General features: G+C 69.3%; 13 protein-coding genes. 4 read left to right on the forward strand and 9 right to left on the reverse strand.

Annotated elements, in window-relative coordinates; translation table 11 throughout:
• Positions 1-37 precede the first annotated feature (37 nt).
• Complete coding sequence (locus BG418_RS11425; protein WP_188273640.1) at positions 38-514, reverse strand: MarR family winged helix-turn-helix transcriptional regulator; 477 nt, start codon at positions 512-514, stop codon at positions 38-40.
• Between the two features lie 124 nt (positions 515-638).
• On the opposite strand from BG418_RS11425, the gene BG418_RS11430 reads away from it, so the two are divergent.
• The 4 genes from BG418_RS11430 (at position 639) to BG418_RS11445 (ending at position 4,569) form a co-directional block, all read left to right on the forward strand.
• Complete coding sequence (locus BG418_RS11430) at positions 639-1,895, forward strand: alpha/beta hydrolase (protein ID WP_188273641.1); 1,257 nt, start codon at positions 639-641, stop codon at positions 1,893-1,895.
• Positions 1,896-2,136: 241 nt separating this feature from the next.
• Complete coding sequence (locus BG418_RS11435) at positions 2,137-2,400, forward strand: ABC transporter permease (protein WP_188273642.1); 264 nt, start codon at positions 2,137-2,139, stop codon at positions 2,398-2,400.
• Positions 2,401-2,433: 33 nt separating this feature from the next.
• Positions 2,434-3,177, forward strand: coding sequence for a hypothetical protein (locus BG418_RS11440; protein ID WP_188273643.1), 744 nt, complete (start codon positions 2,434-2,436; stop codon positions 3,175-3,177).
• A 6-nt stretch (positions 3,178-3,183) separates the two neighbouring features.
• Positions 3,184-4,569, forward strand: coding sequence for a hypothetical protein (locus BG418_RS11445; RefSeq protein ID WP_188273644.1), 1,386 nt, complete (start codon positions 3,184-3,186; stop codon positions 4,567-4,569).
• 73 nt (positions 4,570-4,642) lie between these two features.
• Here the strand turns inward: BG418_RS11445 and BG418_RS11450 are convergent, their stop codons facing one another.
• The 8 genes from BG418_RS11450 to BG418_RS11485 all read right to left on the reverse strand — a co-directional run bounded on the left by BG418_RS11450 (position 4,643) and on the right by BG418_RS11485 (position 13,811).
• Complete coding sequence (locus BG418_RS11450; RefSeq protein ID WP_188273645.1) at positions 4,643-5,713, reverse strand: M14 family metallopeptidase; 1,071 nt, start codon at positions 5,711-5,713, stop codon at positions 4,643-4,645.
• Between the two features lie 10 nt (positions 5,714-5,723).
• Positions 5,724-6,041, reverse strand: coding sequence for a hypothetical protein (locus tag BG418_RS11455; protein ID WP_188273646.1), 318 nt, complete (start codon positions 6,039-6,041; stop codon positions 5,724-5,726).
• A 144-nt stretch (positions 6,042-6,185) separates the two neighbouring features.
• Positions 6,186-6,893: a TetR/AcrR family transcriptional regulator gene (locus BG418_RS11460; protein ID WP_188273647.1), complete on the reverse strand. Its 708-nt coding sequence runs from the start codon at positions 6,891-6,893 to the stop codon at positions 6,186-6,188.
• Between the two features lie 177 nt (positions 6,894-7,070).
• A complete protein-coding gene (locus tag BG418_RS11465; RefSeq protein WP_188273648.1) occupies positions 7,071-7,871 on the reverse strand; it encodes a maleylpyruvate isomerase family mycothiol-dependent enzyme in 801 nt (266 codons plus the stop codon).
• Between the two features lie 31 nt (positions 7,872-7,902).
• Positions 7,903-8,772, reverse strand: coding sequence for a class II glutamine amidotransferase (locus BG418_RS11470; RefSeq protein WP_188273649.1), 870 nt, complete (start codon positions 8,770-8,772; stop codon positions 7,903-7,905).
• 30 nt (positions 8,773-8,802) lie between these two features.
• Positions 8,803-11,205, reverse strand: coding sequence for a phosphoketolase family protein (locus BG418_RS11475; RefSeq protein WP_188273650.1), 2,403 nt, complete (start codon positions 11,203-11,205; stop codon positions 8,803-8,805).
• A 169-nt stretch (positions 11,206-11,374) separates the two neighbouring features.
• Entirely contained in the window at positions 11,375-12,760 is a 1,386-nt protein-coding gene (locus BG418_RS11480) for a S8 family serine peptidase (RefSeq protein ID WP_188273651.1), read from the reverse strand.
• A gap of 265 nt (positions 12,761-13,025) precedes the next feature.
• Entirely contained in the window at positions 13,026-13,811 is a 786-nt protein-coding gene (locus tag BG418_RS11485; RefSeq protein WP_188273652.1) for an SDR family NAD(P)-dependent oxidoreductase, read from the reverse strand.
• Positions 13,812-13,870: the final 59 nt, after the last annotated feature.

Here is a 13,870-nt window from a genome sequence, read left to right on the forward strand (position 1 = left end):
CCCCCCTCGACCACCGGGTGAGCCACATCCACCCGCGTCACAACTCGTCGTAGATCGAGGCCAGTTGGCGCAGTACGTCGGTGGCCGCGTCCAGCGCTTGCGTGTCGTGGTCGGCGAGGGCTGTGTGCAGGGACCGGGCGAGCGCGGTCTGCCGTTCGTCGTGGCGGCGGCGGCCGTCCTCGGTGAGGGCGACCAGGACGGAGCGCTTGTCCTCGGCGGGGCGTTCACGCGTGACATAACCGGCCGCGACGAGGCCGTTGACCAGTTGGGTGGTTGCGGCGCCGGTGGTTTCCGTACTGGCGGCGAGGCGGCCGATCGACAGGGGGCCCTCCTCGGCCAGGACGCGCAGGGCGCGGGCATGGGTGAGGGAGAGCGCGCCCGCCGTACGGGTGGCCCGGCCGCGCAGCCGTGAGTCGGCGGCGCTGAGGCTATAGGCGGCACGGGCGAGGTGGTCGAGTGCCTGGTCGCGGGCGGGGCCGGACGGTTCGGACGGTTCGGACGGCTGCTTGGGCATGTGCGGGACTCCTGAGTGCCAATCGGGGCGAGTTGACAGCCACTCTATTCTAAGTACTTATTAGTTAAGTACTTAGCAATCACCGCCCCCCGTGCGCACCGCACACCCCGAGAGGACATCCACCATGACCATCCGTTCGACGGGCCAGAGCTGGGCCCTGGACATCGCCCTCGCCCAGGGCGGTTTCGACGCCCTGCACCCCGAGGCCAAGGGCACGCTGGAGCAGCTGGGCCATGACCACACCGACTTCGACAAGGTCTTCGCCCTGGTCAGGAGCGGGGCGATGCTGCCCAAGGCGTGGGCCACCGTCGCCGGGCAGGCCGAGGAGCGTGCCCGCCACCACGAAAAGGGCGGCTTCGCCCAGACCGCCGCCGATCTCTATGTGCGCGCCGCCGTGATGTGGGGCCGCGCCCAGTACTCGGTCTTCGACGCCGCCGACCCCCGCAAGGCCGCGTTCCGTACGCACGCCGACCACTGCGTCGAGCGCATCGGGGCGCTGCGCGAGAACCGGGTCCGCCGGGTGGTCCTCGACTTCGAGGGACAGCAGATCTTCGGCCTGCTGCACCTGCCCGCCGGGCCCGTACAGAACGCTCCGGCGGTCATCCTCGGGCCGGGAATGGACATGATCAAGGAGGACTATCTCCACGCCGCCGAGCGCTACTACACCTCGCGCGGGATGGTCGCCCTCTCCATAGAGGGCCCGGGCCAGGGCGAGACCCGGGCGAACGGCCTGGTCGTCGACCTCACCAACTACGAGCGCGCGATCAGCCGCTACATCGACCACCTGGCATCACTGCCCGAGGTCGACCCGGCGCGGATCGGCATGTTCGGCATCAGCATGAGCGGCTACTGGGGCTCGCGCGCCGCCGCCACCGACCGCCGGCTCGCCGCGCTGGCCGCCTTCGAGGCCGTCACCGGTGACTTCCGGACCATCTTCGAGCACGCCCAGCCCAGCTTCAAGAACAACTACATGTACATGGCCGGATACACCGACGAGGAGGCGTTCGACCGCGAGTTGGTCGCCCGTATGCCGCTGGGCGACCTGGTCCGCGACATCACCTGCCCGGTCCTGTACGGCATCGGCGAGTTCGACGAACTCACCCGGCTGGAACAGGCCTTGGCCAGCTATGAGCGCATCGGGGCACCCAAGGAGATGCGGGTGTACGAGGACGAGTTCCACCCGCTGGGCGGTGTGGCGGCCGAGGTCTTCCGCTTCGGCGCCGAGTGGATCGAACGCGCCCTGAACGGCGAGTTCACCGAACCCGGCCGCGATGTGCGCCACTACGTCCACCGCGACGGCCGCACCACCGACGGCACCGCCGATCCCGCGTGGTGGCTCGGCGCCGTCCCCGCCGAGATCGCCGAGTACCGGCGCGGCTGACCACCACCTGGCACTTGACCCGGGTCTTTGCCGCGCGGAGACTGGTATACGAAGTATGTGTGCCTCGTAGGTATACGTCGGAGACGTCGGGTTCCCGCTCGTTCGCTGCCGCGCCTCGCTGAGTGGACGCGGACAGCGGTGCGGGCGTGGATACGAGCCCCGACCCCGTACGCCGAGCCGGCGCCCCGCGTGGGCGGTGCGTCGGCGCGGCCACCGCACTCCCCCGAAGGGAGGCCGCGAGATGCCCTTCCACACTGACCGAACCATCCGTACACGCTTCTGGCTGGAGATCGTCCTGGGGAGCGTTTTCGGGGCGTTGTTCCTGGTCACGCTCGTCTGGCGGGACTGGATCGAACTGCTTCTGGGTGCCGATCCCGACGCCGGCAGCGGAGCCGTCGAGTGGCTCGTCGTGGCCGCGACGGCCCTGGTCACCGTCCTCTGCGCGCTCGGCGCGAGGACCGAATGGCGTAGAACGCACCCGGTCACCGCACACGCCGTGCGGTAGCGACGCCGGGCTCGATGCGAGAGGAGGATTGCCATGCCCGAGGATGTCACCGCACTCATCCGAAAGGCCCCGCTGAGTTTTCTCGGTACGGTCATCCGGCTCGGCAGCGCGCGCATGACGGCCGTGCCGGTCGACGACCGTACGGCCGTGGTCCAGGTCGACCAGGTGCTGCACGCACCCGACGCCTTCAAACGGCTCGCGGGTACCGAGGTCACCGTCCAGTTGTCCAGCGAGGTGGACCCGCCGGCGCTCGGCGAGTCGGCCGCGTTCTTCACCCAGGGAATGGTCTACGGCGAGAGCCTGGCCGTGACCGAGGTGGGACGGCTGCCCGCCGACGCCGTCCAGGAACACGTCGCCCTGGCCGCCACCACCGCCAACGCGATGCCGTTCTCCGCGCTCCAGCGCGACATCCGCGACGCCGACATGGCCGCCCACGCCGATGACGCGGACGCCGTGGTGGTCGGCGTCGTGGTGAGCCTGGAGCAGGCGGACGGCTTCCAGGCCTCCGAGCACTCCCCCGACTGGTGGCGTGCGCAACTGGACGTGGAACACGTGGAGCGGGGAGAGGTCCCCTCCGGGAAGATCGCCGTGCTCTACCCCAACAGCCTGGACTTCCGCTGGTACAAGGTGCCGAAGCCCAAGGCCTCACAGGAGGGGATGTGGATCCTGCACGCCACGACCGGCGACCTCAGCCAACAGGCGCCGTTCCAGCTCCTCCATCCCGATGACTACCAGCCGGTGCAGAAGCTCGACGCACTGCAGGCGGCAAGGAGGTGAGCCCGTATGTCCACCCTCAAGGTCGTCAACATCACCCCTGTCGCCCTGAGCGGCGAAACGACCCAGGACGCTGAGCCCAACCTCGCGGTCAACCCCGAGAAACCCACCGAGATCGTCGCGACCGCGTTCACCCCCGACCCGATGGGAGGCCCGTTCGCCCCGGTCTACGTGTCGACCGACGGCGGGGACACCTGGGTGCTCAGAAGCATCGTTCCCGGCGACGCCAACGGCATAGGCACCGGGGACATCTCGGTCAGCTTCGCGTCCGAGGGAGGCGCCCTGTACGCGGGCATCCTCAACGGCAAGGCCGCCGAGCACAACATCTTGAGAATGCAGATCCTGCGCGCACCGAGCATCGCCTCGACCGCGCCCATGGACATCCTCGTCTCCCGGGACGCGGAGGACCAGCCCTGGGTCGTGGCCGGCAGCGTAGGGGTCAACGGCGCCAGCCACGACCGCGTCTACGTCGGCAACAACAACACCGGGCCCAGCGAGAAGACCGCGACCGTCGACGTCTCGGGCGATGCCCGGACGGCGCCGGCACCAGCCGGGTTCGCACCCGTTCCGATCGAACGGCGTGGCACCGCGGGCCAGGACGGGCCACCGATCCGGATCGCCCTTCACTCGGGCGGGACGGTGTACGCGGCGTTCGAGAGCTGGCAGAACACCCAGGGGCCCAACGTCACCTTCGACGTCGTCGTCACCCGCGACGACAACGGCGGTGTGGGCGCCAAACCCTTCCAGGACCTCACGGACGCGGCCGACAACATCGTCGGCCAGCGGGTGGCGACCAAACGGTTCGTGAAGTTCAACGCCTCCATGGGCCAGGACCGCCTCGGCGGCGACCTGTCCATCGCGGTGGACCCCACGGACGCGGGCAGCGTCTACATCGCCTGGTGCGACCGCGTGGGCGGGCTCACCGGGCGCGATTACACCCTGCACGTCCGGCACTCCACCGACCACGGACAGACGTGGTCCGACGATGTACGCACCATCACCAACGCCAAGAACCCGGCGCTTGCGGTGAACTCCGAGTCCCTGGTCGGACTGAGCTACCAGCAGTTCACACAGGCGCAGTGGGTGACGGCGCTGGAGACGACCGCCGACAGCTGGCAGACACCGGCGCAGCGGCAGGTGCTGCACCAAGCACCGGCCAACGTACCCCTCACCCAGGGCCTGCCGTTCCTCGGCGACTACATGCGGTTGCTGTCGATCGGGAAGGACTTCTACGGAGTGTTCTCGGGGAACAACACCCCTGACAACGCCAACTTCCCGGCCGGTGTGACGTATCAGCGCCACGCCGACTTCGTGCACCACCAGTTGCTCGACCTCGACAACGTGACCCGCGTGCCGCCGTCGATCGACCCGTTCTTCTTCCACCGGGCAGCGTAGAGCCCGTAGTTGAGGCGCCCACTCGGCGAGTGGGCGCCTCAACTACGGGCTATCGGCACTATGGGCTAGCGGGCTATTCCTGAGCCGTCAGGCAGAACTGTACGAGCCCGGCGTCGACGTCCAGGATGATCCGCTCCATCTCCGTCCACGGCGGTTGGAAGCTCTTGCCCCACTCGACAGTGAAGGCGAGGACCTTGCCCTTCGCGGGGTCGACGAAGTGGCGGGAGAAGGCGTAGTCGTCGCTGGTCCCGCTGGTCGGGTAGAGGTGGAAGCCGGACATCGGGGTGTACGTACGGCCGCGTACGCCGTGCAGCGCCCGGCAGAACCGCTCCGCGAGCAGGACCGAGTTGTCGGCGTCCTCCTTCGGGATGTACTCCGCGTAGGCCAGGTCACCGGCGACCCCGCGTCTGCCGTCGTAGGCAGGGTTCTGGAAGTTCTTGTCCGGGTCGTCCGACTGGTTCTCGTCGTCGCCCCAGACGAAGAGGATGTCCTCGGAGTAGCTGTGCACATCGACGAACCAGCGGGTCCTCGGGTACGTGTCGAGGAGCCAGCGGACATTGCGGGTCTCGGGCTCGGAGAACGCGCTCGGCCCCTCGTACACCTGGGGGTCGCACGGGTCGGCCGAGACCTGCGGGCCCGCCGTCGGGCCGAAGGCGGTGGCGAAGTCGAAGAGGAAGTCGTAGTTGCGGTTGATGTCGACGCCGACGCAGGCGGGTCTGCCGCCCGAGTTCGCGGGGTCGCGGTTCTTGCGCCACATGGCCTGGACGGTCTGGCTGTAGTGCCGGCCGTCGGGGTTGACGAGCGGGAAGACGACGACATCCAGGTTGTCGAGGATGGTCCCCACCTGGGCGGAGGTGAAGGTCGTGCCTCCGTAGGCGAGGCCCGTACCGGTGCTGGACGCTTCGAGCAGGTCGGCCGCCAAATGGACGAGGATCTCGCAGCTGCCCCATTCGCGGGCGTGCACGCCTCCGATCAGTACGACGCTGTCCTTGGTCCCGGCGGGGGCGGTGCCGATCCGCAGGGCGTGGCAGGCGCGGCCCTCGACGGAGGTCTCGGGCAGGTCGACGAGCTCGCATTGCGCCGGGAACGCGGTGGCGAGACTGGCCACGGCGGACTCGACCTCGGTGATGTTGAGATACGACATGGTGTCCCTCCTAGGTGTCCTTCACCTTGAGGGCCAGTCCGCGCGGGACCGCGTCCGCCGGGGCGAACCGGTCTCCCACGCCGACCTCGGCCTGGCGTGCGCGTCCGGTGGCGGCGGCGTCCTCCAGCGTCGTGACCACCACACCCTCGCGTTCGAGGGCTTCGGCTGCGTCCGGGGATACGTAGGCGTCGATGCTGAAGCTGCCGTCCTCGCCCCGGCGGGGACGGCCTCCGACGTCGGGACGGGCCTCGCGCAGCAGCGTGCGCAGGGTCTCGGCGTCCTTGGCCGTGACACGGACACGGAGAAGCTCGTACGGATCAGTGGACATGGCGACCTCTTCCGGGCGCCCTCGGGTCCCACATCGGCGATGCCGACTCTCACATCAGCGATCACATCGGCGATGCCGACGGCGCGGGCGCTGACGTACGCGTAGTTCGGATGTCTGGATATGCCCGATGTATACCTCGTATCTTCAGCGTGCGCTTCCGCCGTAGAACGAGTCAAGCGGGGCCTCGGGCATCCTGCTCAGCAGGCCGTCGAGGCCCGCGATCATCTCCTGCTCGTCGTCGTACTCGGTGAAGAGCGGGACGAGCGCGCGCAGCCTCGGGTACTCGGCGGCGGGCAGCCGGTGCAGGCCGAGGCGCAGCATCGGGTCCGGCTCGTCGGGGTCGTCGACGACCTGGCGCTTGTCGACCAGGAGGGAGCCGAGGTTCCAGGCCACCACGGCGCGGTAGATCCGCAACGCGGTGGCGTCGTCGAAACCGGCCCGGCCGAGGACGGCGAGGATGTGCTCGGTGAGCTGGAGCGCCGGGGCCGGGCGCCGAGCCACCGGCACGCTCAGCGGGCGGGTGGCCACCAGGGGCAGTATCTCGGGGTGGGTGTGGGCCACCACGGCGAAGGTGCGGCAGATCCGTCGCAGCTCGGTGCGCCAGGGCTGGTCGACGGACTCGGTGCCCCGGTCGGCCCGGGACTCCTCGGCCGAGCTCCGCAGCCGCTCGTTGACCTCGGCGAAGAAGGCTTCGACCAGGCCGTCGACCAGGGCTTCCTTGCCGGGGAAGTACCGGTAGATGGCCATCGACTCCACGCCCAGGTCGGCGGCCAGGCGCCGCATGGTGAGCGCCGCCAGCCCGTCGCGGTCGACCAGCGAGACGGCCGCGGCGAGCACCAGCGGACGACTCAACCGCCCCCTCTTCTCGGGGCCGCCCTGTTCAACCATGTCCGCACCCCTATCGCGTGCGTTGCGACTCCGCCGGGTATGCCCGGTCCGGTCGGGAGGTACAGAAATAAGGATACAAGGTAAACAGGGTAAATACACTCTTCAATCATCCCGAACCGTCCCATTGCGCCGCTGAGCCTGCTACACCGGCGGGACCAGGGTGAAGTAGCGGTCCAGCAGGGACCGGTCTCCCCGGACCTCCAGGTGGTCGGCGGGCACGCGCTGCCACAGGAACAACATCAGGTCCGATGCCGTGGCGGTCAACTCGACGTCACAGCACGCGGTTCCCTCGTTGACCAGGATCTCGTCGCCCTCGAACTGGATGATCCAGATGCCCGCGCCGTCGCTCTGCCGGAACCGCATCCGTTCGCCCGATCCGAGCGGCGCCCGCTGCAGGGCCCGCCGGAACGGGGCCATGACGCGGAAGGTGTGGGTGACGGCGTCCGCCGCGAGGAGGGTTTCGACGGGGCCGGGCTTTCCCACCGCGTTCTCGGCGTCCCAGCGGTGCACGGCCGCCTCGATCGCCTGTATCCGCTGCCAGAAGCCGACGGTCTGCTCCGACGACCAGGTCCACACCGGCTCGCGCGGATCACGGGTGGCGAACAGCCGCTCCAGCCGCGCCGCCCCGTCCACGTACCAGTCGAGCAGACCCACCGGCAACCGGCCGCGATTCGGCGCCTGTTCGGGGTGGGGCCAGCCTTCCGCGTCGCCGGGAAACCGGAGGAAGGTGAGGTCGGTGCTGTCGGGTTGGCTCAGTGCGCGTTCCTCGATGAGCCGGATGACGTACCGCTGCACCGAGCCCAGATGCATCACCAGGTCCGACAGCGACCAGCCGGGACACGACGGTACGAGCGGCGCCTGCTCACCCCCCGTCGCCAGCTCCCTTCTGACAGCGGCTTCCAGTGCCTCGGTCTCACGATGGAACTGCGCGACGTAGTCCATGGCTCCCACTGTGGCAGATACGCATACGGGCTCAGGCGGGCTTCTGCGAGGCGGCGGCCTCGGGGCGCAGATCGGTCAGGGTCAGGCGTTGGGCCGGTGGGTCGGACAGGACTGTTCGGCGGTCCACGTGAAGGCCAGGGCCGGTGTGGAACAGTTCGCCGGGCTCCAGCAGGCGCCAGTCGGGGTGGTCGTCCATCCGCTCGCTGGCGATCACCACCGCCGGCGCCTCGGCGAGATCGCCGGAGTGGACGCGCAGCCGCCCGGCGGTGCCGCTGTGGTCCAGGTGCCGGGTGCCGTGGTGACCGCCGGCCGCACGCTGGAGCACGTACAGCTCGTGCGTGTCCGGATAGCGCAGCGCCCACAGCTCATCCGGTGTGGTGAGGATGAAGTTGAGGGCGTAGACGGGCAGTTGGTCGGCGACCCAGCGGACCGCGTGCTCGATTCCGGCGGCGATGTCTCCGTGGTGCGCCCGGATCTCCCTGGTGATCAGGGCGAAGAGGCGTTCGGAGTCGGTGTCGCCGACGGCGAGGGCGCGGTCCGGGCCCAGGTGGGCGTCGAGTCGGTCCAGCCCCTCGACGACCCCGTTGTGCGCGAACAGCCGCCCGTCCTGCGCGAAGGGGTGGGTGTTGCGGACGTCGAGGCCGCCGGTGGAGGCGTACCGGATGTGCGCGAGGAACGTGGCGGAGCGGACCTGGCGGGCCTCTTCGGCGAAGGAACGGTCCTCGAAGGCGGCGATGGGCTCCTTGTGCACCTGCGCGATGCCGTCGGCGTCGAAGAAACCGAGACCGGTCCCGTCGGGGTTGCGACGGCTCTGGTCGCTGAGGCTGTCGGGGGCGTCCAGCAGCCAGAACGTGGCGCGGGTGCGCTGCGGGGCGCTGGTCAGAGCGAACAGGCGACACATGGCGTTACTCCCTTCCCGGCATGGGCTGGATCAGCCGTTCCACGTCCAGTCGGCGATCTCGGGCAGATCGGTGCCGTGGGCGCGGATCCAGGCGTGATGGCGGGTGCGGGCGTCGGCCATGCTCTGGCGGACGGCCGCCGCGCGTACGGCCAGTCGCGGCACCCGGTCGATGACGTCCATGACCAGGCGGTACCGGTCGAGGTCGTTGCGTACGACCATGTCGAAGGGTGTGGTCGTGGTGCCGGACTCCTTGTAGCCGCGTACATGGAGATTGGCGTGGCCCGTGCGGCGGTACGCGAGGCGGTGGATCAGCCATGGGTAGCCGTGGTAGGCGAAGACCACCGGCCGGTCGCGGGTGAACAGCGCGTCGTACTCGAAGTCGGCCATTCCGTGCGGGTGTTCCTCGCGGGGCAGCAGCTTCGTCATGTCGACGACGTTCACGACCCGTACGACCAGGTCCGGCAGATGGTGGCGCAGCAGTTCGGCCGCCGCGAGGACTTCCTGGGTGGGGATGTCCCCGGCGCAGGCGAGCACGACGTCCGGTTCGCGGGTGCCGTCCTCGGTGCCCGCCCACTCCCAGATGCCCGCGCCACGCGCGCAGTGCACCCGGGCTTCGGCAAGGGAGAGCCAGTCGAAACTGGGCTGTTTGCCCGCGACGACGACGTTCACGTAGTCGCGGGAGCGCAGCACATGGTCCGCCACGGACAGCAGGGTGTTGGCGTCCGGCGGCAGATACACCCGTACTACGTCGGGGCTCTTGTTGAGTACGTGGTCGACGAAGCCGGGGTCCTGGTGCGAGAAGCCGTTGTGGTCCTGGCGCCAGACGTGCGAGGTCAGGAGGTAGGTGAGGGAGGGGACGGGGGCGCGCCAGGGCAGCGTGCGCGCGGTCCGCAGCCACTTGATGTGCTGGCCGACCATCGAGTCCACGATGTGCGCGAACGCCTCGTACGAGGAGAACAGACCGTGCCGACCGGTCAGCAGATATCCCTCCAGCCAGCCCTGGCAGAGGTGTTCGGACAGGACCTCCATCACGCGGCCGTCGCGGGCCAGGTTGCGGTCGCTCTCCAGGATCTGCGCCTGCCATGCCTTGCCGGTGACCTCGAAGAGCGCGCCCAGGCGGTTGGAGTCCGTCTCGTCGGGGCCGACCACGCGGAAGTCGCGCCGGTCGGCCGTGTCGCTCATGATCTGCGCGAGCAGGCCGCCCAGTACCCGGGTCGGCTCGTGCAGGGTGGCGCCGGGTTTGTCGACGGGGACGGCGAAGTGCTCCAGGGGCGGGACGGGCAGATCGCGGGTGAGCGCGCCGCCGTTGGCGTGCGGGTTGGCGCCGAGACGCCGCTCGCCGTCCGGGACGCAAGCCAGGACCCGGGCCGAGGGGCGGCCGTCCGCGTCGAAGAGCTCCTGCGGCCGGTAGGAACGCAGCCAGGCCTCCAACTGCCGTAGATGCTCCGGGTCTTCGCGCACGTTGGCGAGCGGCACCTGGTGGGAGCGCCAGGTCCCCTCGACGGGTTCGCCGTCGACCTCTGCCGGTCCGGTCCAGCCCTTGGGCGTACGCAGCACGATCACCGGCCAGCGGGGGCGGGTGCTCGACTGCTTCGCCCGGGCGATGCGGTCCAGGGCCAGGTCCATCGCCCGCGCCATCGCCCGATGCACCTTGAGCGGGTCGGAGCCGGTGACGTGCAGCGGCTCATGGCCGTATCCGGTCAGCAGCGCGTCGAGTTCGGCCTCGGGCAGCCGGGAGAGCACGGTCGGATTGGCGATCTTGTAGCCGTTGAGATGCAGGATGGGCAGCACCGCGCCGTCGTGGACCGGGTCGAGGAACTTGTTGGAGTGCCAGGATGCGGCGAGCGGCCCGGTCTCGGCCTCGCCGTCGCCGATCACGCAGGCGACCAGCAGGCCGGGGTTGTCGAAGGCGGCGCCGTACGCGTGGGAGAGCGAGTAGCCGAGCTCGCCGCCCTCGTGGATCGAGCCGGGTGTCTCGGGCGCCACATGGCTGGGCACGCCGCCGGGGAAGGAGAACTGCCGGAACAGCTTCGCCATCCCGGCCGCGTCCCGGTCGATGTCCGGGTAGATCCGCGCGTACGAGCCGTCCAGCCAGGAGTTGGCGAGGACCGCCGGACCGCCGTGACCCGGGCCCCACACGCACATGGCGTCCAGCGAGTGCTCCTTGATCACCCGGTTCAGATGCGTGTGGACCAGGTTGAGGCCGGGTGAGGTGCCCCAGTGGCCGAGCAGACGCGGCTTGATGTGCTCGGGCCGCAGCGGTTCGGTCAGCAGCGGGTTGCCGAGCAGATAGATCTGGCCTGCGGACAGGTAGTTCGCGGCCCGCCAGTGGGCGTCCAGAGAGCCAAGATCCAGCTCCCGTTCCTGGTCCGCCGGTCGGTCCTTCGTCACGGTGCCTCCTACGTCGTGAGCCACGGATATGCGGTGGCTCATGGACGTCTGCGGGTTCCATCCGCAGGCTCTTTCAGTCGTACGGGTCGACCGGGAGCGGGGCCAGACTGTCGGCGGCCAATCCGGGCGGGGCGATACCCGGAAAACGAAGCCGGTCCCTCCCCGGGCCTGAACGGCCGGGGAGGGACCGGTGTCGTTACCGTGCGGGTCGTCAGTGGTGACGGCTCGCGCGGACGAGGGCCGGGACGAAGCGGGCGGCGTCGATGGTGCCGATGCCGGTCGCCATGTCGTAGCCGTTCACCGCGGTGTAGCCGGTGACGCCCTGGTAGCTGTTGTTCGTGCCGTCGTTCACGTCGACCAGACCGCTGGAGCGCTTGTAGCCCTCGTGCTTGTACAGGGCGTACAGCGCGTCCTGGATGTTGCCGACGCGGTGACCGGCCGCCTGGTCGGCGAGCGCGACGATGCCGGAGAACAGCGGGCTCGCCTCGCTGGTGCCGCCGGACACGTCCCAGCCCACCGCAGTCGGGTCGTAGCTGGAGTACACCCACGCGCCGCCGTTGACCGCGGCCGCCATCGAGATGTCGGGGGTGGCACGCTGGGTGCCGACCACCGAACGCACGCCGTTCTGGTAGGCGGGACGCTTGAAGACGTGCGACTGGCCGCCGCCGCCCGCGCCGTTGTCGTTGTACACGCTCTCCGGCTTGAGGCGGTTGCCCAGGTCGTCGAGGTGCAGCTGGGTGCCGCCGATCGAGGTGACCAACGGGTCGGACGACGGCCAGGAGTTGACCGGCTTGGTGTAGTAGCCCTTGCCGTCCGCGGTGTTGTCCGTGGCGCCGCCGTCACCGGAGGAGGCGAGCACGGTGACACCGTGCTTGGCGGCGTCCTTGAACGCGTACCGCAGCTTCTGGATGCTGGAGAAGTCACCCTTGTCGAAGCCCGGGAACGTGTTCTCGGTGGCGCCGAAGCTCTGGGTGATGACGTCGCCGACACCGCGGTCGATCATCGCCTTCTCGGCGTCCATCATCTCCGGCAGACCGGTGACGCCCTCGGTCTCGGCGACGGCCGTCTCGACGAGCACGATCTTCGCGTCGGGCGCCATCGCGTGCGCCATCTCGACGTCCAGGGTGGACTCGCCGGCCCAGCCGGTCATGTCGGGGTTCTTCGGGTCCCACTTGGGGACGTTGCCCCACTTGACCACGGAGACCTTGGAGCTCTTGATGCCGAACTGCTTGCTGTAGACGTCCAGGTCGTGCTGGATCGTCGGCGAGCCGAACGAGTCCACGATCACGATCGTGCGGCCCTTGCCGGTGATACCGGCGTGGTACAGCGGGTTGAGGTTGTACGCCTGGCGGTACTGGAGCGGACCGTAGCAGGCTATCTTCCACTTGGTCTGGCACTGTTCCGTCGTGAGCGGGGTGCCCACCGCGCGGACCAGGTTGTGTCCGGCGATCGCCGGGACAACCTTGGTGTGCGGGGTCGCGGCAGGTGCGGCGACGGCGGACCCGGGCAGCGGCGCGGTCAACGCCGCGGCGGTCGCCAGGGCGGTGGCCCCAAGTGCTGTGGCGGCGACGCGTGTCCGGGAACGGGCTCTGCGCATGAATGCTCCTTGTGTGGAGAGTTGCCGCCTTCGGCGGCTGCTGTGATCCCACCCGCAGCGTCATGCGCAGGACAAGTACGTTTATCGCTCGATTGCCGAACGTTTTACCTGGCGAGCCTTTCTTTGTTGGTTCATGACCAGCTCATGGGCCACCAATTGGGCCGTCAACCTGTGGTCAGGGGGCTGCGATTCACACATCGGACATATCGCGGCCACCCGGATCCGACCACCCGGCCACACCCTTTACCCGTCACGGCCGGGGCCGTCAGTAATGCGTACCGCCGTCGATACGGATCTCCGTACCGGTGATGAACGCGCCGTCCGCCGACCCCAGCATGGCGACCACCCCGGCGACCGTCTCGGGGCCCGCGAAGCCCTGGCCGAGTGCGGGAGCCAGCTTCATGAAGAGGGACATATCGGCGTCCTGCGGCAGCCCGGGGCCCGTGCTGGCCTGGCTTGCACCGCTGCCGTCGGTCATCCCGGACGAGATCGAGCCCGGCTGCACGGAGGTGAAGCGGATGCTCTGCCCGGCGTACTCGGCGGCGAGCGCGTGGGTCATGGACTGGATGCCGCCCTTGCTCGCCGCGTAGGCGGCCATGTACGGGTGGGCGAACGCGGCCGAGGTGGAGCTGAAGTTGACGACGGCCGGCCCGTCGCCTTCGAGCAGGGCCGGAATCGCCTCCCGGATCATCAGGAAGGTGCCGGTCAGATTGACCGCGACGATCTTGTTGAAGTCGGCCAGGCTCGTCTCGTGGGTGTGCGAGGAGCGCAGGATGCCAGCCGCGTTGACCAGCACGTCCAGGCCCCCGAGGGCGGAGACGGCGGCGACGACCCCGGCCCGTACGGACGTCTCGTCGGAGATGTCGACGACGAGCGTGGTGAGCCGGTCCGCGTACGCGCCCGCCTTCTCGACGGTGTCCTTGAGTCCGGCCTCGCTCACATCGGCGGCGACGACCCGGCCGCCCTCGGCCAGGATCCGCAGCACGGTGGCCTGGCCTATGCCGGAGCCACCGCCGGTGATCAGTGCGCGGCGGCCTGCATAACGGTCCATCTGTCCTGCTCCTCCATATGTCGATCTCAGCAACACTCTCCTTGCACGGTACGCCGAAG

Source organism: Streptomyces sp. CBMA152, assembly GCF_014596475.1.
GTDB lineage: Bacteria > Actinomycetota > Actinomycetes > Streptomycetales > Streptomycetaceae > Streptomyces.